20 protein-coding genes and 1 pseudogene are annotated in these 23,701 nt (G+C 60.7%); 5 read left to right on the forward strand and 16 right to left on the reverse strand.

Annotation, left to right across the window (positions count from 1 at the left end; genetic code table 11):
- Nucleotides 1-80: 80 nt before the first annotated feature.
- Complete coding sequence (locus tag G5S42_RS23955) at nt 81-962, reverse strand: ABC transporter permease (RefSeq protein WP_176109043.1); 882 nt, start codon at nt 960-962, stop codon at nt 81-83.
- Nucleotides 959-2,248 (reverse strand): quaternary amine ABC transporter ATP-binding protein, encoded by a 1,290-nt coding sequence (locus G5S42_RS23960; protein WP_176109044.1) that lies wholly within the window; start codon nt 2,246-2,248, stop codon nt 959-961. Before G5S42_RS23960 ends, G5S42_RS23955 begins: the two co-directional genes overlap by 4 nt.
- 656 nt (nt 2,249-2,904) lie before the next feature.
- Here G5S42_RS23960 and G5S42_RS23965 point away from each other — a divergent pair.
- Together G5S42_RS23965 and G5S42_RS23970 are read left to right on the forward strand one after the other, a co-directional pair.
- The gene (locus G5S42_RS23965; protein WP_246392063.1) at nt 2,905-3,150 is read left to right on the forward strand and encodes a response regulator transcription factor; all 246 of its coding nucleotides are present in this window, start codon (nt 2,905-2,907) and stop codon (nt 3,148-3,150) included.
- Between the two features lie 112 nt (nt 3,151-3,262).
- Nucleotides 3,263-3,710 (forward strand): annotated as a pseudogene (locus G5S42_RS23970) (SET domain-containing protein).
- A gap of 691 nt (nt 3,711-4,401) precedes the next feature.
- Here G5S42_RS23970 and G5S42_RS23975 read toward each other — a convergent pair.
- The 7 genes from G5S42_RS23975 to G5S42_RS24005 form a co-directional block, all read right to left on the reverse strand.
- Nucleotides 4,402-5,286, reverse strand: coding sequence for a 4-hydroxy-tetrahydrodipicolinate synthase family protein (locus tag G5S42_RS23975; RefSeq protein ID WP_176109045.1), 885 nt, complete (start codon nt 5,284-5,286; stop codon nt 4,402-4,404).
- 2 nt (nt 5,287-5,288) lie between these two features.
- Entirely contained in the window at nt 5,289-5,630 is a 342-nt protein-coding gene (locus G5S42_RS23980) for a hypothetical protein (protein ID WP_176109046.1), read from the reverse strand.
- A 594-nt stretch (nt 5,631-6,224) separates the two neighbouring features.
- Complete coding sequence (locus G5S42_RS23985; RefSeq protein ID WP_176109047.1) at nt 6,225-6,599, reverse strand: hypothetical protein; 375 nt, start codon at nt 6,597-6,599, stop codon at nt 6,225-6,227.
- Nucleotides 6,600-6,719: 120 nt separating this feature from the next.
- The gene (locus tag G5S42_RS23990; protein WP_176109048.1) at nt 6,720-7,010 is read right to left on the reverse strand and encodes a hypothetical protein; all 291 of its coding nucleotides are present in this window, start codon (nt 7,008-7,010) and stop codon (nt 6,720-6,722) included.
- 415 nt (nt 7,011-7,425) lie between these two features.
- Nucleotides 7,426-7,758, reverse strand: a complete 333-nt coding sequence (locus G5S42_RS23995) for a hypothetical protein (protein ID WP_246392064.1) — start codon at nt 7,756-7,758, stop codon at nt 7,426-7,428.
- A gap of 126 nt (nt 7,759-7,884) precedes the next feature.
- Nucleotides 7,885-8,499 carry a GNAT family N-acetyltransferase gene (locus G5S42_RS45800; RefSeq protein ID WP_176109050.1) on the reverse strand — a complete coding sequence of 205 codons (615 nt, stop codon included), beginning with the start codon at nt 8,497-8,499 and terminating at the stop codon, nt 7,885-7,887.
- A gap of 12 nt (nt 8,500-8,511) precedes the next feature.
- Nucleotides 8,512-8,751 (reverse strand): hypothetical protein, encoded by a 240-nt coding sequence (locus G5S42_RS24005; RefSeq protein ID WP_176109051.1) that lies wholly within the window; start codon nt 8,749-8,751, stop codon nt 8,512-8,514.
- 758 nt (nt 8,752-9,509) lie between these two features.
- Here G5S42_RS24005 and G5S42_RS24010 point away from each other — a divergent pair.
- The gene (locus G5S42_RS24010) at nt 9,510-10,280 is read left to right on the forward strand and encodes a PTS sugar transporter subunit IIA (RefSeq protein ID WP_176110616.1); all 771 of its coding nucleotides are present in this window, start codon (nt 9,510-9,512) and stop codon (nt 10,278-10,280) included.
- Nucleotides 10,281-10,613: 333 nt separating this feature from the next.
- Here the strand turns inward: G5S42_RS24010 and G5S42_RS24015 are convergent, their stop codons facing one another.
- Both G5S42_RS24015 and G5S42_RS24020 read right to left on the reverse strand, forming a co-directional pair.
- Nucleotides 10,614-12,572: an APC family permease gene (locus G5S42_RS24015; protein WP_176109052.1), complete on the reverse strand. Its 1,959-nt coding sequence runs from the start codon at nt 12,570-12,572 to the stop codon at nt 10,614-10,616.
- A 136-nt stretch (nt 12,573-12,708) separates the two neighbouring features.
- Nucleotides 12,709-14,682 (reverse strand): APC family permease, encoded by a 1,974-nt coding sequence (locus G5S42_RS24020; RefSeq protein ID WP_176109053.1) that lies wholly within the window; start codon nt 14,680-14,682, stop codon nt 12,709-12,711.
- Nucleotides 14,683-15,772: 1,090 nt separating this feature from the next.
- On the opposite strand from G5S42_RS24020, the gene G5S42_RS24030 reads away from it, so the two are divergent.
- Nucleotides 15,773-16,387, forward strand: a complete 615-nt coding sequence (locus G5S42_RS24030; RefSeq protein ID WP_312883604.1) for a lytic transglycosylase domain-containing protein — start codon at nt 15,773-15,775, stop codon at nt 16,385-16,387.
- Between the two features lie 110 nt (nt 16,388-16,497).
- Here the strand turns inward: G5S42_RS24030 and G5S42_RS24035 are convergent, their stop codons facing one another.
- The 5 genes from G5S42_RS24035 to kdpF are packed head-to-tail and all read right to left on the reverse strand — an operon-like array spanning nt 16,498 to nt 22,693.
- A complete protein-coding gene (locus G5S42_RS24035) occupies nt 16,498-17,442 on the reverse strand; it encodes a PTS sugar transporter subunit IIA (protein ID WP_176109054.1) in 945 nt (314 codons plus the stop codon).
- Nucleotides 17,443-17,499: 57 nt separating this feature from the next.
- Nucleotides 17,500-18,516 carry a potassium-transporting ATPase subunit C gene (locus G5S42_RS24040; protein WP_176109055.1) on the reverse strand — a complete coding sequence of 339 codons (1,017 nt, stop codon included), beginning with the start codon at nt 18,514-18,516 and terminating at the stop codon, nt 17,500-17,502.
- A 35-nt stretch (nt 18,517-18,551) separates the two neighbouring features.
- Complete coding sequence (kdpB, locus tag G5S42_RS24045) at nt 18,552-20,717, reverse strand: potassium-transporting ATPase subunit KdpB (protein ID WP_176109056.1); 2,166 nt, start codon at nt 20,715-20,717, stop codon at nt 18,552-18,554.
- Between the two features lie 41 nt (nt 20,718-20,758).
- The gene (gene kdpA / locus G5S42_RS24050; protein ID WP_176109057.1) at nt 20,759-22,561 is read right to left on the reverse strand and encodes a potassium-transporting ATPase subunit KdpA; all 1,803 of its coding nucleotides are present in this window, start codon (nt 22,559-22,561) and stop codon (nt 20,759-20,761) included.
- A gap of 51 nt (nt 22,562-22,612) precedes the next feature.
- Nucleotides 22,613-22,693: a K(+)-transporting ATPase subunit F gene (gene kdpF, locus G5S42_RS45805; RefSeq protein WP_063744721.1), complete on the reverse strand. Its 81-nt coding sequence runs from the start codon at nt 22,691-22,693 to the stop codon at nt 22,613-22,615.
- Between the two features lie 358 nt (nt 22,694-23,051).
- Between kdpF and G5S42_RS24060 the strand changes: the two genes are divergently transcribed.
- Nucleotides 23,052-23,690, forward strand: coding sequence for a GNAT family N-acetyltransferase (locus tag G5S42_RS24060; RefSeq protein ID WP_176109058.1), 639 nt, complete (start codon nt 23,052-23,054; stop codon nt 23,688-23,690).
- Nucleotides 23,691-23,701: the final 11 nt, after the last annotated feature.

Raw genomic sequence — 23,701 nt, forward strand, 5'->3', positions numbered from 1 at the left:
GCCCGGTACTTAATCTCGATACTGCCTTTGCTGATCGCACCGCACCCGCCGTGCAATCAGCGGCAACGGGGTGGTTTCCGTCAGGTGCGAGCCGCGGCGCCTGTGCCGGCTTTTGCTGCTCGCCCGCTGCGTTTTGCTTTCTTCGCCTTCATGCCGAAGCTTTCGGTCAGGCGGTCGAGCACGATGGCAAGCAATACGACTCCGAGGCCACCTTCGAAGCCGATCCCGATGTCGAGCCGTTGAATGCCGCTCAACACATACTCGCCCAAGCCACCGGCGCCAATCATCGATGCGATGACGACCATCGAAAGCGCCATCATGATGGTCTGGTTCACGCCGGCCATGATGGACGGCAGCGCGTTCGGCAACTGGATTTTCCAGAGAAGTTGCATGTCCGTGCTGCCAAAAGAGCGCCCTGCCTCCAGCAACTCTTCCCGCACCTGCCGGATACCCAGCGTGGTGAGACGCACGACGGGCGGCATGGCAAAAACGACAGTGGCAATCACGGCTGGAACACGTCCCAATCCGAACAGGATGACGGCCGGAATCAGATAGACAAAGGCTGGCATCGTCTGCATGAAATCGAGCAGTGAGCGCAAGACCACTTCTACCCTCTTGTTCCTTGCCCCCCAAATGCCCAGTGGCACACCAACGACCAGACTGAAGAATGTTGCGGCAATCACGAGCGCGAGCGTGGAGACGGTTTGAGTCCACAGTCCCATGTAATGGATCGCCGACAGCGCAATGCCCACGAACACCGCAAACACGATGCCGCGCCGCCATAGCGCGAAAGCCACGAAGATGACGAGCATGGCGACGAATGGGATGGCGCCTAGTCCGTCCTCCAACAGCTTGACCACTGCTCCTAGCGCCGTAGAGAATGCGTCGAAGCCGCCCCGGAAATGCTGAAAGAGAAAATTGACGGCGTCTTCCGCAAACTTGCCGATGATTGACGAATTCATGCTGCCCTCCGTTCCATAACCTGCTTCAGTATCGTCCGGCAGGACACCACGCCTGCGAGCTTTCCGGCCGTATCAGTGACGGGTACGTCGTGTTCCTGACTCAATGCGATGGACGCGAGCTCGTGCAAGTCCGCATCGAGTGAAACCGCATTCACATCGCGGAGCAGCGCGTCCCGTACCGGACGCGTACCCGCCTTGTGAAGTGATGCTGGCGTGACACAGCCCTGGTATCGACCTGCCCCGTCGCATACATAGCCGCATTCCATGCCGCTATCGATGAGATGATTGAGGTAACGCTCAGCGGACGTGCCGATGTGGCAAGACAGCAGCCTTCGGTCTACCCCGGTCATCAGCGTGGAAGCCCTGAGAAAGCGGGAGACGTCGACATTGCGGAAGAAGTCCCGCACGTACGCGTCTACAGGCGACTGGATAAGCTCGGCAGGTGTGCCGACCTGAATCAGACAGCCGTCCTTCATGATGCCAATCCGGCCGCCAATCTTGATGGCTTCCTCGATGTCGTGCGAAATGAAGACGATGGTCCGCTGCTCTTCCTTCTGTAGCCGCAGAAGCTCGTTCTGCATTTCGAACCGAATCAGCGGATCGAGTGCCGAGAACGCCTCATCCATCAGAAGCACCGAAGGGTTCACTGCCAGTGCGCGTGCAAGGCCGACGCGCTGCTGCATGCCGCCGGACAATTCGCTGGGAAGCAGCTTTTCGTACGAGCCCAGACCGACTCTCGTCAGCGCGGCACGCGCGATTTCGTACCGTTCGGCCCTCTTCAGACCAGCGACCTCGAGTCCGTACGCGATGTTGTCGAGCACCGTGCGGTTCGGCAGAAGCGCAAACGACTGGAACACCATCGCCATCTTCTTGCGGCGAACTTCGCGCAGTTCCGAGGTGGACATCGGTGCGATGTCACGGCCTTCGAGAACCACCTGGCCGGACGTGGGTTCAATGAGGCGGTTGAGCAGTCGAACCAGCGTCGATTTACCGGAACCCGACAGGCCCATCACCACGAAGATCTCGCCCGCCTTGACGGTGAGACTGACGTTATTGACTGCAACCATGTTGCCGGTCTTTTCGAAAATTTCGTTCCGACCGAGACCTTGCTTCACGAGGTCAGCGGCACGCTCTGGCTTCGGCCCGAAGATTTTCGACAGATTCTTGACCGAAAGAATATCGGTCCCGGAGACTGCGATTGGTTTCGCTGCGGCGGAAGCGTCTTCCGCGTTGATTGCACCGGGATGGACTACGTCTCCTGGTGCGAACGTCAGGTTTTGGGCCATTCTGTCATCTCAACTGGCAGGTTCAAAAAATTGAAGCGCGTGACGTATTGACCTTTGCAGGGCCGCCACTTGCGTGTCTCGCTTCTTTTAGCCGCCTCCGAGCCAGTTTCATCGCAGAAGTGCGAATGCAAGAGCCGAAAGCAAACATCGCAGCGCCATGCAATTGAACGAAACGCTATTTTTCGGGTAGGACGCAGAATAATCATGCGCCGGCATCGCGTTCAATGGTGCCTAATGCATGTATTGCAGAGTAGCGCGTCAAATTGCACTACCCAGCTACATTTTCTGGGTACTTTTCCATACCTTTGGTAATGGGGCGCTTTTGTGTAGTTTTCGCAGAAAAGCGTGACTGCACGTGGAATTCGTTTGAAGTTAAAGCGGGCTTGGGTTTGCGGCTGACCATTGGCGGCAGCAGGAACAATCCGAACATTCGAAGCTTACAAAGCTTGGGACGCCGTATAGGGAATGTCCTAGGTCTATCGGAATCCTGCGTAACTTGCCTATCAAATCGATGGAACGGAACGCGAGCGGAAAAGGCATGACCAGCGAATCGGTGCTGGGCTTCGCCCTGAAGGCTTACCCGAAGAGTCCCCCGAAAAGGGAGGGATTCCAGATCCCCTCAATCCGGCTACGATGGTTGCGACCTGGGAGGTGTCATGGACAATCTGTTTTTTCGCCGCGTTTTGCTGGTCGAAGACGAGGGGCTAACGCGCTCGGCGATGAAAAGACTGATCCTCAGTTCGGAGCCGACGCTCGATATCGATGAAGCCGGCAGCTATGACGAGGCCGTCGAACGCTTGCAGCGCGACGCTTATGACCTGATCTTTCTCGACTATCAGCCAGGGCGCCCTTTGCTAGCCGGTTTGCCGCGAAGCCGGAGTGCGAGTGCGATCGGGTCATGATCGTTAGTTGCAGTTTAAGATAAAGACATTGAACGGCGCTGACCGTGGCGATATGCTTCGGATCGCCCATCAGCCACCCTTGCCAACCGACGCACCAGAAGCAAACGACACCATGCGATTGCGACGCATCACTGCACGACGCTCTCCGGCACATGGCATGGGACTGTTCGCGCTACAGCCGATCGCCGCGGGTGAACGGGTCATCGACTACAAGGGAGAAGTGACCAGCTGGCGGCGCGCCGCCGCCCGTCAGCACTCCGAGGCGGGCCACACGTTCGTGTTCGGCCTGTCTGACGGGCGTGTGATCGACGGCAGCCGTGGTGGCAACAGCGCCCGCTTTCTGAATGCCTGCTCCCCCAACTGCGAAGCCATCGAAACGGGCGAGCAGGTGTTCATTCATGCGCTCGCCGCTATCGCACCCGGCCACGAGCTCTTCATCGACTATGGTCTGTCAGTCGACGGCGCGGTCACCGACGACATCCGTGCCAGGTACACCTGTCATTGCGGTTGCTTCGGCATGTCGTCAAACCATGCTGGGCAACCGTGCTGAGTCAGCGTAATCGTAATTCTGCTGACGTACAGACGATCCGATGAGCAATGTTTACGACGTCTCACAGAGACCCAGCGCGCGCCGATATGTGAGCATGACCTCCTGGCGACACAGAGGCACGCCCGATTGCGATAGTTTGCCCATTGCCGACCGACTGGCGAGCGCTCCCCTGTCCGCCAGTCGCACGGTCGTGACCCTCAAAGGCTGTAAACTGCGCTCTGCGGCCCTCCGAGCCGGCGTCTCAAGGACAGTAGTTCTTCAGGTTTGTCCAACGCCTGCCCGCATGCGCTGACGCGTGCTTGCGAGCCCGCGGACCTGCGCAGGCGTCGAACAAACCTTAAGAGTTGTGTGCGCAGCTTGTCAGTCAGATCTTGGAGTAATGCAGCCAGTCCAGCGGCGGCTTAGGTTTCCAGCATGGCGTAACACAGGGCTTACGGGACAGCGTGTGCACGACAAGGATTACGAACTTCGCAGGATGCGCTATACCGGTCCTTCCTAGGGTATCTCTGCATGCCTCCCGCATCGTCATGTACACAGTCCGTAACGCAGGGGATTCAGGACGTGCATGACGCGCTGCCGCTCACCCTGCGCAAGTAGTTCAAGCGCGCTGGATCCGCAAATCCCGATCGTGCGGCTTACGAGCCACGGAGCGGCCTCGCCGAGGGCTGCACGGACCGTCCTCGAGGAACGGCAGCCACCAGCTAGATATTCGCTCCCTGGCAGTCGGCACGCAGCGCTTGCACCTTCTCGCGCGCATCGCGGAGCCGCGCGACCAGTTCCGCCGATGCGGGAGCGATCGGCATGCGCGTCTCGGCGCAAATCGGATGGTCGAGAGCGATCATCGCCTTGATCGCGGCCGGGTTTGGAGCGGAAAACAGGAGCCGTGTAATCGGGCTCACATGTGCGAACAGCGCGCGGGCATCTGTCTCGCGGTCGGCGTTCATCAGTGCGAGAACTTCGGTGAGCACGTCCGCGAAGACGTGAGCGCTCGCGAGGACGCCACCGGCGCCCCCCATGCTCAGGCAATCGACGAATGCTTCATCGTTGCCGCACAACAGGCTCACAGACAAGCTGCTGAGTTCGCTAAAGTGGCTTGCCACGCACTCCTTGATGGCGACGACGTTGTCGTGCTCGAGCAGGGCCGCGACTGTGTCGGGCGCAATCGTCACGCCCGTCCGATGGGGCACGTTGTACAGCACGATCGGGCGACTGGTTGCCCGCGCAATCTGATCGAAATGCCATCGCACGCCAGTCTGATCGGGGCAGACGTAAGACGGTGCCGACACGAGGTAGCCCGCGCAGTCCCAGCGGTCGTAGGTATCGATTTCGCGCAGCACTTCGCGCGTGTCCGGGGCGCCGGCGCCCACAAGCACCGGCAGCTTTTTGCCGACAACCCCGAAGAGCGCATCCAGCACCGAGGCACGCTCGGTCTGCGACAGCAAGGCGGCCTCGCCCGTCGTGCCAAGCGCGACGAAGCCGCTGATTTCCGTGCGCAGATACATATCGGCGAGGTATTGCAATGCATCGATGTCAACTCTGCCGCGGCGGAACGGCGTGACGATCGGCAACCAGACTCCCGAGTACATGATCAGCGTGCCCCCTCGTTGCCGACGTGGCGCGAAGCGCGCCCGATCCTCGCTTCCGGCAGCGTCGCAATCAATGTGTGCAACGTGAAGTCGAGGTCGTTGGGCGCGATGTCGAGCTGCACGCTCACTTCGTTGCGAGCCCGCTCGATCGAGGTCACGTAGACGCCGAGCGGCGAGTGCAGAAGTGCCTGCAGTTGCGTGGGCGACCTTTCATCCGACGCGTACACGAAGGACACGGGCAGCAGCACGCGCGAAGGAAACGGGATCACGTTATTGGGTTTAACAGCCGCTACAGCGCGACGGGTGCCTTCATCGGGGATATTGAGCGACAGGGCGGGGGCCATGATATGCGTTTGGAAAGATCCGGGTGGATTCGACACGGTTTCAGCGTAAGGGATAACGAGTAAAGATCGTGAAAAAATCAGGCCATCGCGTGGAAAAAAGTGCGATGGATTCGAGATCGACGGGCGTCGATATCTGAACGTCGCCGACGCTTCCGACGCGGGACTGTCCAATTGGACGCTGATTGCCGCCCTCATCACGCTGACGCGATCGGCTACGTGGCGCGGCAAGCGCGTTCGGTTCCCGATACCTGGCTACGTTTGTACTTTTACTTTGGCTGGTGGTGGAGTGATGGCGATTTTGGCGTCACCCAGCGTGACAGTCACGTTTTTGATTCAGGCGTATGTTGGTGCTGAGAGTAAATGGTCGAAGAGCCGGAAGGACGATGGGCATCCGCTTGAACGATTCGCCCGCACTAGATCGGATGCGGATTACCGGGGTACTACCAGCCACCTGAGGCTGCCGCTCAACCGTGTGGTCGAGATAGCGGCGAGGCTCGACCTCGATTGAACAACGCGCGGCGGCAATGGGCAGCCGCGCGTGCTTTCATCAGTGCCTGCATGCCGCCTCCCGGGTCGGTCGGGCACTGACGACACCTACTGGCAACGTGCCATCTTCAGTACGCGAGACACCTGGCCCGGTGTGAATCCGCTGCTGCGCACATATGGCGCGCAGACGAGGGGTGCGGTCAGGGATTCACTTACTGTGAACAGACCGACGAAGCGGAACGAGTCCACTTCGATCTTGATGAATACCGGAATCGCATTCCGCTGGGCCGCGAGTGTCCGGCCAGCAGCACGCGCCGAAGCGCTGCCGTCGCAGATGATGACGTGCGGCGCCTGTGGATTCAGATCCGTCCGCAGGCAGGCGGCCACGATCCCTCCATTCTTCGCAGGAAGGAAAGCCTGCTTGCTGCCCCCACAAACCGAGTGAATCGCTTCGCGGGTATATTCCTTGTTGAGTTCAAACATGGCAGACTCCTTTTTTCATTTTCCAGTACAAAACACATTACTTACTAACCAGGAATTAAACGCAGTAGCTGATATCTGCTTGCTGCCCGGAGTGCCCCATTCCGGACGAGGGCACTACGTTCATAACGTGCCGGACGCGGCGAGCCATTCGCTGACGTCTTCAGGAGCGGTCAATGCACCAAGCACGCGCAATACATCCCTGCCCTCGCTCGTAATCGAATACTCCTGCCAGCCCGGTTCGCGCTCAATTCGTTGCGCGAGTCCCGCATCGTGAAGCGCAGTCATGTCAAGATCCTCCACTTCGACGTCGACCTTGACCGGCGCATGGCCGAGCAGCATCAATGCCGCCATCTCGTGCGCGCTCAGACGCGGCGAACCTGACTCCAGATTCTCTGCATCTGAATTTTTCATAAGTATTCCTTTTTAAATGAAGCTACGCCAGCCCGTTTGCGGCAATCCCATGCGCTGCGATGACTACGCCTGAAGCAGGATGTAAGTCGGACACGCGGCCAGCTTGCGCGGCCTTGTGCCCGAAACTCGCGCAGAGTTCGAAGTGGCCGCACTTCGCCCACGGACAGTCGCAATACCACTACCCACGTGGCGCGATGTGGTGCATGGAAAGTAATGAGAATGCACACCGCTTGCCTGATTGCAAGACGGTGGCTCAAAGAAAGAGACGCAGACGTCCTGCCTGTCAGGCAGCGAAACGACTCGGGGGACGGGAACTTCGGATGGCGCTCATATGAACGGCTTTATCTTTTTGATACTCGAATATTCTATTACGCCGTGGCGGACTGGCAAGTAAAAAGATCGTAAAGGCTCGAAACTATTCTGTTGCGGCAAATCCGCCCTTCCATTCCACATGCAGCACGACGAGCCAGCGGCGCGGGCATTCCGGCCGGATCACGACCGCGCTGCCGCGAGCTATCGCGACGGGGCTGACGACGCCAGATTCGACCGCGTCCTCCCACGCATACTTCGCTTCCGTCCGAATCCAGACAATGAGGATGGAGCATAACGCGACGCTGAACAGCGTCGTGAGGCCGAACGCGACGTCGGGGTAATTGCGATGCGCAAGAAATGCAAACGCCGTAGTGAGGATCTGGTTGGCGAGCACAACCAGGACCGCGATCTTGACAAGTGCACGCCTGTGCGGCAAGTCTCGACCTCGGGGCACCATTCCGGCACGCGTGCTCGGTGGGTCGAGCTTCTCATGTCTTGCTCTCATTCCAGCATATCTCTTTGAAAGCAACTACTGGGGGCAATGGTACGTGGAGATTCCTGCTCATCGCGAGCGATAGCGGACGCGCGACATTCGGAAACACGGCCAGCCGGGCAGGCTCGGCCGGGTAAGGACGGCACTTTCGTATTCACAGCCAGGAAATCGGACGGAATCAACCAGACTGAAGCCCTGGCTGCGGTAGAAATCCAGCAGGCCCTGTGCGTTCATCGGCGCTTCCAGGGCCAATTGCATATATCCGTGCGCGGCGGCCCAGCGGTTCGCAAACGAAAGCAGCGCGCGACCGATGCCCCGCCGCTGCCTCGACGGTTCGACACCATACCGATGTACCGTGGCGACATCTGGCCGCCGAAAGTGCCGACAGGTCGAAACCGGGTCCGCACCGCGCAGGGTTAGCGTTCCCGCGAGGCGACCCTTGCATACGGCGACAAAGCACGCTTCGTCCACGGTGTCCCGATGCACCGTACGCTCCCTTCGCTGGCAATGGACCGGGAGGTTGCTCGCCACATCAATCGACGCGGCTGCCCGGCGCAGCAGTTTCGTGATCTGCGAATTCAGGTCGACTTCGGGATCAAACGGCCTGATGATTACCCGGCCAGTATCCAGTGAATCCTGCGTGAAGATGGCGTCAATTGGTATCGTAACAGGCGTACACCGCATGGCGCTTCTGCCTCACCAGGAAAGGATAATTAGCGGCGCGAGCGATGCGATGTAGGCGACAAGGCCAACAACGGCCCAGCCCGACGCGACCGCGACACAGGCAACCAGCGCACCGGCGATACCGATCGCGCGCATGAATTGCAGACGCGCGCACCGGCGATCAAGTCCCGTTCCAGAATCGTCCAGATTTCGACGACTGGTTCGACGTGTAAAGCGCACCAAAGTAGACATACGGTAGTCCTGTTGGAGCATTGCGACTTCCCTGCATTAGAGCTTACGACACTCAATCTAAAAATCGCGTAAAAGGGATTCGGCGCTTCATAAACATTCTGTTTCTGCCGAACGCCGTTCCACCTGGTTCACCGCGTCGACCCATAATGCGCGGCCCACACCGAGGTCTTGCGTAGCACGGTGCGGATATCTGCTTCTGAAGCTGATCAATGTCCTGCTGAATCCCGTCGATGTCCCTCAACTTGTCCTGCAGGCCGGAGATCATGATTGCCGGCAGGGTGTCCTCGAGTTCAGCCATGCGTGCGTGGATCGCATTGAGTCCGGCGATGGAACGACCTTTCGCTGCGTCAACCGAACCCGGACTTTTGACTCTCTAATAAGTGTTGGAGCCAAAAATAGATCCAACACTGCCCCAAGACATACATGAGAAGCGTGTTGCTCTCTGCATGCGCACCGGTTATAGCGCGCTTCGATATCTGAGCACAGCCTCCTCGCGACACGGCTGTACACCTGATTGCGATTGTTTGGCGCGTCGCCGATTGGCAGGCGGCCTGCCCTTAGGCGCTAGTCGCACGGTCACACCTTCAACGGCTACCAAGCGGGCCATGGACCCAACGATTTTTACGCAAACTTGATGTCGCTCCCGTTAACATCAGGGCTCGCTACTGAAATCGGCGGCCGATATGACACACCCACTGGCGAGCCTGCGCGATCTGTTCGCATCTGGCAGGACTCCCCTTCCCCTACCTCCGCGTCCGGCGGCGAGCCGCAATGTGATGATGCACGTCGCGCTCGACGCGCAACACGCCACCCCGCTGCGTCAGGCGCTGATCCGCGATTGCGCCGGCCAGCCATGGACGATCCGCCTTGCGGCGTTGCCCGGAGCGCAACGCGTGCGGCTGTCGCTCTATCTTCCCAGGCACGCTCTAAGCGGAGCGATTGACCGAGTAGCCCATCTCGCTCCGACCGCCGAACTGGTGCAACTTTTCGAGGTTCCTGACACCCCAACCGACGCCTGGCGGGACTTGATGAACCCGGCATCCGTCCCGTATCCTGGCGCGACCGTTCAACCGGATGAAACGGCGATGGCAGAGGACGGCATTGCGCAACTCCTGTCTCCGGATCACGTGCTGCTGGACCTCGATGTTGCTGAGCGTCGCTCGCTCTTCGTAGAGCTGGGCCGCGTTTGCGAACAACGCTTCGGCGTGCCTGCAGAGACCGTGAGCGCGGCCCTCGAAGCGCGCGAAGCGTTGGGCTCGACCGCGCTCGGTCAAGGACTCGCCGTTCCGCACGGTCAGATCAAGGTGCTGCGTCGCGCCGTGGCTTTGTATGTGCGTCCAGCAGTACCGATTCCCTTCGATGCACCCGATGGATACCCTGTCTCCGATGCGGTCATGCTTCTGGTCCCGCAATGTGCCTACGCGACGCATCTGCATCTGCTGGCCGACGTCGCGCAACGCTTCTGCGACCATCACTTTCGCGAGCGGCTTCATGCGTGCACCGATGCACAGGCCGTGTGCCAGTTGTACGCGAGCTACGTCGCATCATAGGCCGTGCCCCCTACTACGGCGTGTCCGCAACCGCGTCTTCTTCCTTCGGTACGAACACCATCCTTGTCTTGGGGTTGCAGTCCATCAACCCGGCGTATCGTCCCCAGGCGAGTAAGCCCTGGCTAGCCGCGACTGCACATGGCTGGAGTGGACATTCACCGTTCCGCGGTGGATTGCCCAAAGCGGCGGTCAGTGCGCATGCGCTGAACGCGATAGCGGCGGTTCGTCGCCGCTTCCCGGCGAGAACTACTGGTGAGTTGCCGTAAGCAGGCATCTCGGTGCCGACAACGAAAGATAATCGTGTAGGCGGACCCATCTCTCCTGAGTGGCCGGTTACCTCAACGAGATTGGCAATATGATCAGCGGGATACCCTCCAGATGCAGGCGGCGCTGAAGGCCGAGTGCGGTCTGGTTGTGCAACCATTCGCCGAAACGCCGGCTTGCCGGCAGGATCAGTCGATTGGCAAAGCAGACACATCCCGGAAAACTCGCCACCGTGGCCAGAATCAGCCGCTCCAGCTCCACGATAGTATCTGTACCATTGCCAACCGTGCGAGTGACACCAAGGCCGGCCTTCGAGCAATAGGCCTCCAGCTGATGCAGTGACGCGTCAAGGCACTCCTGCCTGCGCCAGATGGCCTCCGGCGTGCCGAGTGCGTCCGCCTGCACCTTCACCACACCGACGAGCACGACGGCCCGAAACTGCTCCGGAAACAGCCGCTGAATCCACAAGAACGTGTGAACCGCTGGTCCCCAGTGTTCGGTAACAAGCAGCACCGCGACCTGGTGACCCGATATCGACTCTCGCGTGCAGGCGGAAACGAACTCGTGCGCGGGTAAGGCAAAGCTCGCATCCATTTCGCGCCGCCTGTCCTCGACCCAATCGTATTGCCGCCGTACTACCATGCAGCCCGCGATCACCAGCAACGTCACGCACAGGGTCGCCCAGCCGCCCGCGGAAAACTTTTGTGTAAGGGTCACGAGAAGTATCGTTGCCGCGATCGCAAACCCGGCGCCGGCCACAGCCACCCGCAGGGGCCACGCGCGAACCTGCGCGCGGCGGGTCCACCAATAGCGGCATAGGCTGGCCTTCGCTAGCGCGAGACTGAGGAACACGTTGATGCTATAGAGAACCACCAATAGTCCAAGCTCGCCGCGGGTCGCGACGAGTATCGTGAGTGCGCAGCCGCCGACAAACAGCACGGCGTTCTTCCTCACAAGTCCGCTCGACAGATGGCTGAATCCGTGGGGCAGCCACGAGTCCGTCGCCATGGTGCTCAAAAGGGAGGGCGCAAAGATCAGGATCGAATTCGCGGCCACAAAGAGGATCGCGCCTTCCAACGCTAGTACGATCAGAAGGATCGACCCTCTCGCGAACGGGCCGACTGGAAGCCTGCCGATGATCGCTCCGAAGGCGACGGCATTGAGTGTCTGCCCGTGGACCGGCCGCACGCCGGTCAGCGTGTAAAGAAGAAGGATGCCGCCGGCGATGAATCCCAGGGTCAGCGCGACAGTCATCAGGGTTGTCTTCCCTCTTCTGTAGCGCGGCCAGGCCAGCAGGTTGACGTTGTTCGCGATCGCCTCGATGCCGGTAAAGGAGCTCCCGCCAAGCGAATAGGCGCGCAGCAGGAATGCTGCGACCAGGGGCCAGCCGATCGCCTGCGACAGTCGATAGGCGCCGGTCGCCGTGTGTGCCGCCGCGGCCGACACGCTGTGCGTCGAGGAGGCGATGCCGTAAACGATCAGGATTGCGTGACTCAGCAGAAACCCAATGATGATCGGCAGGAGAAACCGGATAGCCGCGCTCACGCCGCGAATATTCAGTGTGATCAGCAGCAGAATCAGACCGGCCTCTACCGCGAGCTTGTGCGCCTGCGCGCCAGATGGAAAAAGGCTGAACAAGGCGTCGGTGCCGCTTGCCAGCGATACGGCAATGGTCAGCATGTAGTCGACCAGCAGCGCGGCGCCTGCGATCATTCCCATTCTCGGTCCAAGCAGCTGTGAGACGATTTTGTAGTTTCCTCCACCAGAGGGAAATAGCTCGATGATCTGCGTGTAGGCCAGCGCGAGAACAGCGAGGGTCGCGACGGCCGCCAGTGCGAGAATCGGCCCGAGTTCGGGGTGGTCGCCGAGCGCCAGGAAGGCCTTCTCGGGTCCGTAGCATGCCGACGACAGGCCGTTCGCTCCGAGCCCTGCCGAGGCTAGCACAGTGGTCAGCAGGAGCCCGCGGCGCGCGGCGGGATCGGCGGCATCACGCGGCCCACCCGTCAGCCACCGCGAGAATCGCTTCATGTTAAGCACGATTTGCCATCCGCCATTTCGCCGCTGGCGCGCCCTGGCAGCTTGCCGCAGGCGTCCACCCATCGCCATGTGACCAGCACAAAGCCCTCCGGGCACAGTGATACCGACTGCAACCCCGGTCCGTCCCTCACCCGACATTCATGGGCAACAGCACCATCTGCCTACCTTGCAAATGCAGGCGCGTCTGTATCTCAACGGGCGTCTGGTTGTGCAACCATGCAGTCAGGAAATTGACGCGCTTGAAGATCAGTTTGCTGGCGAAACATACGCTGTTAGGAAACTCGTCTACCGTGGATTCGGCGAGTTTCATGAACTCGACGACTGGATGCGTTCCGAACGCGATCCGATACTCGGCTGCCATCCCATGCTTGCGGCAATACGCGACGTAGTATTCGAGTGCGGCCGACATGGTTTGCTGCAGACGCTCCAGGTGTTCGGCGCCTTCATAGCTTTGTGCGTCGACTTCGCCGACGGCGAGAAAGATCACGTTTTTGAAATGCCCGGGGAAGAGCCGGTTCACCCACAGCAGCGCATGCATGCTCGCCCCGCGATGCCTGCCGACCAGCAGAATCGCCGTCGGCTGCGACGGGTCAGGCTTGCCGGGGGCTGTGGCCTCGCTGACGTCGGGAGGCGCGCCGGCAAAGAGCGCATCCTCCTTCGCAAGCTGGGTACGCGTATCGTCGTAGTGATGTTTGATGAGAAAGCACAGCGCGATCACGGCGCTCGTCACCAGCACCGTCAGCCAGCCGCCCTCGGTGAACTTCTCGACCAGCGTGATGACCAGCACGGTACTGGTAACCGATAAGCCGAGCGCTGACAATGCGAATTGCCGTACCCAGGGCTCGCCGTCACGGCGGTGACGCCACCAGTACGTGCACATGCCAAGCAGCGACAGGCTGAACGTCAGGAACACGTTGATGCTGTACAGAACCACGAGAACCGACACGTCTCCACGCGTCCACATCAGGATCGCAAGGCTCGCGATACCCATCACCATGATGCCGTTCTGCCTGACCAGCCGCGTCGACAGATCACGGAAATGACGTGGCACCCATGAATCGGAGGCCATGTTCGACAGCACGGCAGGGCCATCGAGAAAGCCGGTTTGCGCGCCGACCAGCAGCAGTCCGGCCTCGAAGGCAAGCACGGCTGCAAGCAACGCATGCCGCGCGAGTGCCGAACCAAGGCCGAGGCGGTCGATCACGCTGCCGAACACTACCGCGTTGAGTGTCTGGCCTTCCACCGGCTGCGCGTGCCACAGCATGTAGAGCAGGATGATGCCCCCGGCCGTGAAGGCGAGCGACGTCGACATGTAGAACATCGTGATCTTGCCGTTGGGCACGCGCGGCTCGGCCAGCATGTTGACGTTGTTCGACACCGCTTCGAGCCCGGTATAGGTCCCACCGCCCAGCGAGAACGCGCGCATCAGCAGCGCTATCATCACGAGCGGTCCCAGCGCATGCGAAATGCCGCGCGCCTCCCCCACTGCGCCGGGAACGACCGAGGCCAGATGATCGCCGTGTACGGCCACGCCATAAACGATCAGGACAAGGTGCAGCACCACGAAGCCGAGAAAGATCGGCAGTAGCACGAGGATCGATTCCCTCATGCCGCGAAAATTCAGACCTGTCATCAGCACGATCAGTATCAGCTCGGTGGCAAGTTTGACGCTCTGCGCGCCAACGGGCAGCAAGCTGAAAAACGCATCGACGCCGCTCGCCAGCGAGGTGGCGATCGTCAGTACATAGTCGACTAGTAGTGCCGCGCCCGACACGAGCCCAGGGCGTGGACCCAGCAGCGCGGTAGCGACCCGGTATCCGCCACCGCCAGTCGGAAACAGTTCGATGACCTGGTTGTAGCCGATTGCGATGATGAATACCGTGGCAGCGGTGGCGACAGCGAGAAAAAAAGCGAGCTGCGTGTGCGGGCCAAGCGCGAGAAAGGCTTCTTCAGGACCGTAGCAGGATGACGAAAGGCCATCCGCACCGAGGCCTACCCAGGCCAACAGGGGTGTAACAGCGATCGCATGGCGGGTGCGCGGATCCAGCGGGTCGAGTGGCTTACCGAAGATCAACTGCCACATCCTGTTGAAAGTGGCCATGGCGTCTCCCGGCAGATCAATCCGCAGCGATGTCGTCGCGAGTGGCGGCGCCGACGCGCTGCCGTATCGGCGAAGCACGTGTTCGAGGGCCGTCGAATCCCCTCACGGTCAATGTAGTGCAGTTCCGATGCGTATGCCAGCCGGCGGTGGCCCTGTGTGTGGAAGCCGACGATTTGAAAGGAAGTTCACCGTTGGTACTGGTCCGCGGGCCGTCGGAGCCGCGAACCGGAAGTCTCGACCTGTATGACCAACACGCTGCGCGGCCAGCCGTGCCCGAGCGCTTTGGCGGCCTACCTGTCCCGACGCGCGATATCTTTGACCTTGTCGAGCAAGGTGCAAAGGTGGAACCACGGCAATTGTGCAGCGGGCTGCTGCACAAATTCCGGATTCTGCCATGCCTGGGCAAGCGCGCGCCTCTAGTCCAGGTCGCTAAACGCAGCTCTTTACGTGAGCCCAAGCGCACTCCTCGAAGCGTCACCGACCATCGATCGGATCGAGGCCGAACTGCGTCCTCATCTGCCGGACCGTACTGCGCAAACATCGTCGGGCAACGCCCACTCCGCTTTCACCGGCAGGAGGCAGCGCCGGAGACTGAAAGGCCGCAGCAGCCCGTCGTGCAATGCGGAGATACCGGGCTACGCACGAGTCACGGCCACGTAGAGCAGCCGAAGCTGTAGTTCAAGGATTTGCCCGAGCGTGAAGGCGTTCTCAAGCGCTGGTATTCAATTGAAGCCGATGCTGTCGAAAGCGCGCTGAGGCAATGGTGTGCCGAAACGGGCTTGAGCTCGCATTTGGGCAGGATCTGCTGCCGGTTGTGCGCATCATCGACGAGCTCGGTACGGGCTATCCGCGGGCGCTGGTGCAGCGCTCGGCGGCGCAAGAAACTATGTGATCTCAACCGTGCCCTGTGCCAAGGGGCTCGAATGGAAGCGAGTCAAGGTGGCGCACGAATTCCGCCAGGGCGGTGCCGACGGCCGTCCGATGCCGGACGAAGATGACCTTCTAACACCCTCCAGTTCTTAAGATATTTATCCGATTTTTACGTGCACTACTGATTTTTTTTGAAAACTTCAACGATATCGTCTTTACAGTGCTTGCATCCGGGCTCCTCCCTGATCATATGCACGAACAAAAACCTGGTCTTGCCAAAGCACGCCGGAAAAACGCACTATTGCGCCTTGCCTTGATGACGACGGCCCTCGCACTATGCAGCCTCTTGCACTACGCACATGCGCAAACTTCAGGCGTCTCTGCTGCGAGCGAGGGCCGTCCCTTTTCGAGGCCCGACGACATCGTCGCAGCGCTGCGCGCGCAGTTTCGCGTGTCGGCTGCTGATTCTTTGAAGATTGCACAAGCTGTCCTGACCGAAGCGAACCGCTATTCGATGTCCCCTATTCTGCTGTTGTCGGTGATGGCTGTCGAATCCGGCTTCGACCCGCATGCGGTGAGCGCGGTCGGTGCACGTGGGCTGATGCAAATACTGCCCGCCGCCCATCCACAGGCGTTCGCTAGCGTCAAGGAACTCGACGATCCCGCCGTCAATGTCCGCATCGGCTCGTCGATATTGCGCGATTACCTCGACGCTTCCGGAGGCGACGTTACCGCCGCGCTGTGGCGGTACAGCGGCGGCGAAAAGGGCTATACGCACCGCGTTCTCGTGCATATGCACCGTTTTACGCTATTGCTTGGCACGCAAAATGGGTAACGACCGATCTGATCAAAACTGCTCCAACTCGACCACCCACGGTCGGCGGAGCAGTACAAAGCCCCTCTTCGTTTCCTCGAGGCGGAAGACTACTTCTGGAAACGGGACCGTTAGGTGTGTGGACGAATCTTGATCACAGTTGACGGTGCATCGAACTGCCCTGCTTCCGGTCCGTCACGTTCCGCAGCATCTTGCGCCTCGAAATCCGCAAAGAGTTGACATACAGCGTGCGGGTCCGCGCAGGCGCGGAGTCGCTCCCGGAACCGTTGATCGCAAAAGCGTTCCGCCACTTCAGCGAGTAAGTGCAGATGCGTCATGTTCGCCCATTCCGGCACGAACAGCACAACCAGGTCGGTTACAGGCTCGCCGTCCGGCGCATCGAACGGAATCGGCATAACGGGACGTACATACAGCACCAGAGCCCCCCGCAGTCCTTTGATCTGGCCATGAGGCACGGCCACGCCCTGGCCGAGCGCCGTCGAGCCCAAAGCTTCGCGGGCGGCAAGACCGGCCATCACGGCGGCTGCCTCCAGGCCATAGCGTTGCTCGAGTAGTTGTGCAAGACGTGCGAACAGAGATTCGCGATCAGCAACCGCGAGATTGAGCAAAACATGACTCTCGGTCAGCAGGTAAGCGATCGTATCCTCGTCCGAGACCTCGCCCTTGCGTCTTCCATGAATATCGGCATGCGGCGACTCGGGGCGTTGCATCAGCTTGCTCCACCTGTCGGTGGGTGTCTCCGGTACTTCAAGCAATTGCGCAATCTCCGCGGTCGGCGCCAGATGCGTCACCCGCTGCATCGCCTCCTTCAACGCCGACCTCGGCAGGTAGAGTATGAGGCGCACCCGATCCGTTCCGTGCAGCGGCGTCATGCGGATCGTCCACGACTGGCCGGCACAGTCGCGGATCAACGCCAGACGCAACGGCATCGCATGCTGTGCGTCGAGCGTGATGCGCATGACGACATCGCGGCTCGCAGGCGGCTGGGAAGTGCGATGAGATCCAATGTGCCTCAGATCAAAGAGGGCTTTCAGATCTGCCAGAGAATGCTTCATGTTGTTCCTCGATTTGCCGTTCCCGTCTCATTTCGATTCGGCATCTTTGGGCAGCGATTACGCAGGCGGCCCATACCGGTGGCGCAGCTCGAGATTGATCTCAAGCACGTTGACAAGAGGCTCGCCGACCAGCCCTGCAAACGGCGCGTGAGCAGTGTCGCGCAACATTGCGCCGATTTCCGCGCGTATCCCGGCAGGATCGTGCTTCGTATCCTTCGCCCACGCTGCCGCCACGCGGTCGAGCTGATACATCGCATTGGCGAGCGTGATGTCCGGATCGAGCCCTGAGCCGGAGGTGGTGACGAAATCACCCGGAACGTCCTGCAGAGCAATGTCCGGATTATCCTGCCGCCACATATCAAAGAACATCGCCTGAATGTCCGTGCCCTCCTTCACCGGTTCGATTGCGGTCACACTCTTTCCATCGCTGCCCGTGCGGGTCACGGCCGAAGGGAACAACCCGGGATGCTCGCCCGAGAACGACTCGAAGAACGGCACGGCGAGATCCGGCGCCTTCGGTTGCGGCGTGCCGGGATTCGCCGCGATCCACTGTTGCACCACCTGCGCATGTTGCTTCGCCCAGTCGTCTACGTACTTCGCGTGCGACGGATCCCCCTTGACCCACGCCTGCGCGAGGCTGTTGTGCGCGTCGGCCCATTGCGCGACGATATGCGGTTTGCCACCCGCGTGATCGCCCTGGAACCAGGCTTCGACGTCGGGCGCGACAAGTTGCCCGGCCTTGGGCCCTTGCGCATAGTGCGCAATCGGCCCCAGCATGCGCGCAACGCGGTCGCGCAGCGCGTAGTTCGCAGCACCCAACGTCGATGAACCCGAGGCGGAGGCATCGTATGAGACCGCCGATGGCCTCGACTGGAAATATTCATCCTTCGTGAATGGCTGGGCAATCAATAGCGAGCCAACCGGCTTGCCGTCCGGACCGTCCACGATGCTGCCGTTCGCCTGAAACCGGAACGCCGTTTGGCCGATGACCCAGAGGATACCGGGATAGATACCGCACACCAGCACGACCGCGAATCCCAGCAGCCAGATACTCTTCGAAACATAGCGCAGCATGGCTTTCTCCCTACTGCCCAATCGCAACGCGACAATTACGCAACGAGTCGCAATCCGACCATCACGACATCGATCAGCTTGATCCCGACAAACGGCACGATCACGCCACCCAGCCCCCAGATCAGCAAATTGCGGCGCAACAGCGCGTCTGCACCGAGCGCCCTGTACTTCACGCCCTTCAGCGCGACAGGAATCAGCAACGGGATGATCAGTGCATTGAAAATCACAGCCGACAGGATCGCCGAGGTCGGCGAATGCAGATGCATCACATCCATCGCAGCAAGCCACGGCAGCGTACCGGCAAAGAGCGCTGGCACGATCGCGAAGTATTTCGCCACGTCGTTGGCAATCGAAAACGTGGTCAGCGCGCCGCGCGTCATCAGCAACTGTTTGCCGATCTCGATCACTTCGATCAGCTTGGTCGGATCGCTGTCGAGATCGACCATGTTGCCGGCCTCTTTGGCCGCCTGTGTGCCGGAGTTCATCGCGAGACCGACGTCGGCCTGAGCGAGCGCCGGCGCATCGTTGGTGCCGTCGCCCATCATCGCGACGAGCTTGCCTTCGCCCTGTTCCTTGCGCAGATAGACGAGCTTGGCTTCCGGCGTGGCCTGGGCGATGAACTCGTCGACGCCCGCAAGCCGCGCAATCGTCGAGGCCGTCCATTCGTTGTCGCCAGTCACCATCACCGTATGTAACCCCATCTTGCGCAAGTGCTGAATTCGATCGCGAATACCGGGCTTGAGGATATCTTCGAGCAGCACGACGCCCGCAATCTCGTTGCCGTTTGCAACGACGATTGGCGTCGCCCCCTGCTCGCCGGCTTGCCGCAGAATCGCATCGAGGCCATAGGGCACCTCGCCGCCGCGCTCGCGAACCCAGGCGACGATCGCGTCGGGTGCACCCTTGCGCAACATCCGCCCGTCAGGCATGTCGATGCCGCTCATGCGGCTCTGCGCGCTGAAGGGAATAATCTTCGGTTCGTTGTCTGCGTCGGCAGTACCGTTAGCCGTTGCGTAGGGCGCCAGCGGCGACGAGACGGAGACGATGCTCCTGCCTTCAGGCGTTTGATCTCCGTACGATGCAAGCGCGGCGAGCCGCTTCAGTTCGCTCTCGTCGGCGATGCCGACGGGCAGGAAGGCCGTCGCGCGGCGATTGCCGATCGTGATCGTGCCGGTCTTGTCGAGCACGACCGTGTCGATATCACCCGCGACTTCCACGGCCTTGCCGCTCTTGGCGATGATGTTCGCGCGCAATGCGCGGTCCATGCCAGCAATGCCGATCGCCGCGAGCAGTGCGCCGATCGTCGTCGGAATCAGACAGACCAGCAGCGCGACGAGCGTGGGCACATCCGTGCCCAGGCTGTGCAGCGGCTCCGACAGGCCCAGGTAGCTGGTCATGTACTGCTCGGCATTGAGCGCCATCGGCCACAGCGGCACGACGACGATCAGAAAGATCAGCGTGAAGGCCGACAATACGAGCGCCAATGCGATTTCGTTCGGGGTGCGTTGCCTTACCGCGCCCTCAACCAGCGCGATCATCCCGTCGAGGAAGGTCTCGCCCGGATCGGCCGACACGCGCACGGTGATCTCATCGGACAACACCGTCGTGCCGCCCGTCACACCCGAGCGGTCGCCGCCCGCGTCGCGGATCACTGGTGCCGATTCACCCGTGATGGCGGATTCATCGACGGAGGCCGTGCCTTCGATGACCTCGCCGTCGCCGGGTATCACCTCGCCGGCCCGTACGACGACGACATCGCCGCGCTGCAGCTTGATGGAAGACACGGTCTCGAACGTGCCATCGGCGCGCAGACGGTTGGCCACCGTATCGTGCCGCGCGCGCCGCAAAGCATCGGCTTGTGCCTTGCCGCGCTCCTCGGCAATCGCGGTCGCGAAGTTCGCGAACACGACGGTGAGCAGCAGCCACGCGAACAGCGCGATGAAATACGTCAGCGGTGCCACGCTGTGCGCGATACCGAACGCAATCTCGAGGATGAACACAAAAGTCAGCACCGCGCCGATCTCGACGACGAACATCACCGGGTTTTTCCACTGGATGTCCGGTCTCAATGCGATCAGCGACTGTCTGAAGGCCATGGCCAGCAGTTCGCGGTTGAACAGGTGTCCGGTCGGCTTGCGAGGCGGCCGTGGGCCACTCGCAATGGGCGGCACTGCCTGGGGTGCAAGCTGGGTCGAGTTCATGATGAACGTTCCTTTATGCTGTCGTGATGTGCGTGCGATATCTATCCGCCGAACGGGATCGGTCCGAGATGATTGGCAAGCGGTCCGAGCGCCGCGGCTGGCAGGAACAGCAATGCGCCGACGATGACGATCGTGCCGAGCAGCAGGAAGCCGAATGTCGCGGTGTTGTCGCGCATCGTGCCGAGCGTGGCCGGTGCGACCTTCTTGCGCCCAAGGAACGCGGCCATCGCGATCGGCGCGACGATCGGCAGGTAGCGCGAGAACAGCATCACGAGACCCGTCGCCGTATCCCACTGCACGGCAGTGGGCGCGGGGTTCGGATTGGCATTGAGCCCATAGTTCGTCGACAGGCCATCGAACGCCGAGCCGTTGTTCGCGGACGCGGACGAAAACTGATAGGTGATTTCGGTAAAGCCATGCGCGCCCGGATTCGCTTCTGCCTTCGTGCCCCAGTCGGTCGCCGAGAAAAGCCCTGTCGGACCAAGTATCAGGATTGGGTGCACGAGCAGCGCGATCATCGCGAGCTTCATTTCGCGCGCGCCGACCTTGCGCCCGAGATACTCGGGCGTGCGTCCCACCATCTGCCCGGCGAGAAATACGCCGACGATCAGGAACAGCAACAGATTGATCATGCCCACGCCTTTGCCGCCGAACACGCAGTTCAGCCACATGCCAATCAGCGGCGACAGCCCGGCGAGCGGATTCAGGCTGTCATGCTCGGCGTTGACCGCGCCGCAGGTCACGTCCGTCGTGATCGCCGCGAACGTCGCCCCGGCCGATGTGCCGAAGCGCAGCTCCTTGCCTTCGAGGTTGCCGAGATGCTGTTCGACTGGCAACCCCGCCACGGGCGGTATCGTCAGCGTCCGGTTCGTGCCTGCCAGCGTGTAGGTGCGCGCAACCGCGTGCGCCGTGAACGCGGGGTTGGGCTGCAGCGTGTCCCAGTAGATCGCCCAGCCGATGAGCCCGACCATCATGGCCAGCATCACACAGTAGATCACGACCGCGTGACGCAGACGCGCGAGCATCCGTCCGTACATCAGCACGAGCGAGAACGGAAAGATCATCATCGCGAGCGTGGTCACGAAGTTCGACAGCGCCGTCGGATTTTCATAGGGATGGGCACTGTTCATGCCGTAAAAGCCGCCGCCGTTGGTGCCGAGCATCTTGATCGGAATCACGGCTGCCACCGGACCGACGATCAGTGTCTGCTGCTTCGCCTGGCCGTTGTCCGCCGTGCCCATTGCCGCCGGCTCGAGCGTCGTCACCTGCTCGGCGCTGGCGTACGTCATCGGCATGCCTTCGTGGATGAAGATCGTCCCGACGACGAGCGCAATCGGCACGAACATGTAGACCACCACGCGCCACATGTCGACGAAGAAATTACCCACCAGATGTTCTCCGCGCAGTGCACGGATGATCGCAGTCAGGGCGCAAAGTCCCACCGCGGCCGACAGGAACATGTTCGGCAGGATGAAGAAAATCTGGCTGAAGTTCGAGAAATGCTGTTCGCCCGAATAGTGCTGCAGATTCGTGTTGGTCATGAACGAGATGACCGTATTGAAGATCGTCGAGGGCGCAAGCATCCCGCGGCCCAGCGGATTGAGCGGCATCAGCGGTTGCAGCGACAGCACCACGAAGCCGAACACGAACAGCGCAACGTTGAAAATCAGCAGCGCAATCGTGTACTGCTTCCAGTCCTGCGCGCCGCTGTCGAGCTTCGCTTCGAACCAACGCAAAAAGCGCGGCGCACGATAGTGTCCGTCCATGATCCACGTCATGTAACGGCTAAGCGGTATCGATACGGCGATCGCCGTGACGAGAATAAGCAGCGGCAGGGTCCACATGGGCCACCCCCACGGAAACGGAATAAAGAGCGTGCGTGTCCTGTGGGCCGGTCAGAACCACTCGGGCCGGATCAGCGCAACGAACAGATACACGAACGTCAAAGCGGATATCGCAGCAGCAAGCCAGGCCATGATGGTCTCCTCAGATACGCTCGCACGCGTCGACAAACAGCAGGCACAGCACGAGGCTCAAGAGCCCGAGCCCGAACATGAGCGGCAGCCAGACCAGCAGGTTCATGGCACGACTCCTCGTCAGAATTTTCATTGCAATACCGATCCTCACCGTGTCACGCACGGTGCGCCCGCCTGTCCCAGCGGGTTCGCTACAGGTATAGAACGGAGAAAATAAAAATGGCGTAAATCCGGGGAACTGCAGACGTATAGAAAGTAGCGACGTGGCGCCTCACCACACTCTTTACGACATTTTTTCTTGTGGCACGCGGGGGCCGACCCTAGACTGCGGACAAGTAACGAAGTCTGGAGAGATGTCATGTCGAGGCCACGTACAACAAGCGCAAGACAGCTACCCCCGGCCCACATCAAACGGGGTATTCGCAACGTGGTGCTGAGACGCTTCGATCCGTCGCGCGACTCGTACGTGCAGCTCACCACCATGCTGCATCTTGCGTTTGGGCGTCTCGGCAAGATGGGACTGAACTGCACCTGTGTGGATCAGGATGTGGCGATCACGACGAGGCGCGCGCAGGCGGGGGACTGCTTTGTGGTGGTCAGCGACGAGAAGGTGATCGGCACCATGACGCTGTACGCACCTGACAGCGAATCGGCCTGCGAACACTTCCATCGGCACGACGTCGCGACGATCCGGCAACTGGCCGTCGATCCGTCGTGGCACAACCGCGGCATCGGCAAATCCCTGCTGGCATTTGCCGAACACTGGGCCGCAACGCGCGGCTACTCGGAGCTCGCCCTCGATACACCGTATCCGGCTGCACATCTCGTCGCCTTCTATCGCCGACAGGGATTCCGCATTGTCGACGCGGTGCGTTTCGCCGGAAAGGTCTACGAGAGCGCGATTCTCAGCAAGGCACCCGTGGTTGCGCGAACACTGGCTGCGTGGACGCATCAGATCGCGCTTCCTGACGCTCAGTTCGTCCGCTTTGCCGCTTGAAGTGCATCCGT

Source organism: Paraburkholderia youngii, from assembly GCF_013366925.1.
GTDB classification, from domain to species: domain Bacteria; phylum Pseudomonadota; class Gammaproteobacteria; order Burkholderiales; family Burkholderiaceae; genus Paraburkholderia; species Paraburkholderia youngii.

Bases quoted from the DNA above. Each gene is read 5' to 3' on its own strand.
- G5S42_RS23955 (WP_176109043.1), bottom strand. From the start codon at position 962: ATGAATTCGTCAATCATCGGCAAGTTTGCGGAAGACGCCGTCAATTTT.
- G5S42_RS23960 (WP_176109044.1), bottom strand. From the start codon at position 2,248: ATGGCCCAAAACCTGACGTTCGCACCAGGAGACGTAGTCCATCCCGGT.
- G5S42_RS23965 (WP_246392063.1), top strand. From the start codon at position 2,905: ATGGACAATCTGTTTTTTCGCCGCGTTTTGCTGGTCGAAGACGAGGGG.
- G5S42_RS23975 (WP_176109045.1), bottom strand. From the start codon at position 5,286: ATGTACTCGGGAGTCTGGTTGCCGATCGTCACGCCGTTCCGCCGCGGC.
- G5S42_RS23980 (WP_176109046.1), bottom strand. From the start codon at position 5,630: ATGGCCCCCGCCCTGTCGCTCAATATCCCCGATGAAGGCACCCGTCGC.
- G5S42_RS23985 (WP_176109047.1), bottom strand. From the start codon at position 6,599: ATGTTTGAACTCAACAAGGAATATACCCGCGAAGCGATTCACTCGGTT.
- G5S42_RS23990 (WP_176109048.1), bottom strand. From the start codon at position 7,010: ATGAAAAATTCAGATGCAGAGAATCTGGAGTCAGGTTCGCCGCGTCTG.
- G5S42_RS45800 (WP_176109050.1), bottom strand. From the start codon at position 8,499: ATGCGGTGTACGCCTGTTACGATACCAATTGACGCCATCTTCACGCAG.
- G5S42_RS24005 (WP_176109051.1), bottom strand. From the start codon at position 8,751: ATGCTCCAACAGGACTACCGTATGTCTACTTTGGTGCGCTTTACACGT.
- G5S42_RS24010 (WP_176110616.1), top strand. From the start codon at position 9,510: ATGCACGTCGCGCTCGACGCGCAACACGCCACCCCGCTGCGTCAGGCG.
- G5S42_RS24015 (WP_176109052.1), bottom strand. From the start codon at position 12,572: ATGAAGCGATTCTCGCGGTGGCTGACGGGTGGGCCGCGTGATGCCGCC.
- G5S42_RS24020 (WP_176109053.1), bottom strand. From the start codon at position 14,682: ATGGCCACTTTCAACAGGATGTGGCAGTTGATCTTCGGTAAGCCACTC.
- G5S42_RS24035 (WP_176109054.1), bottom strand. From the start codon at position 17,442: ATGAAGCATTCTCTGGCAGATCTGAAAGCCCTCTTTGATCTGAGGCAC.
- G5S42_RS24040 (WP_176109055.1), bottom strand. From the start codon at position 18,516: ATGCTGCGCTATGTTTCGAAGAGTATCTGGCTGCTGGGATTCGCGGTC.
- kdpB (WP_176109056.1), bottom strand. From the start codon at position 20,717: ATGAACTCGACCCAGCTTGCACCCCAGGCAGTGCCGCCCATTGCGAGT.
- kdpA (WP_176109057.1), bottom strand. From the start codon at position 22,561: ATGTGGACCCTGCCGCTGCTTATTCTCGTCACGGCGATCGCCGTATCG.
- kdpF (WP_063744721.1), bottom strand. From the start codon at position 22,693: ATGGCCTGGCTTGCTGCTGCGATATCCGCTTTGACGTTCGTGTATCTG.
- G5S42_RS24060 (WP_176109058.1), top strand. From the start codon at position 23,052: ATGTCGAGGCCACGTACAACAAGCGCAAGACAGCTACCCCCGGCCCAC.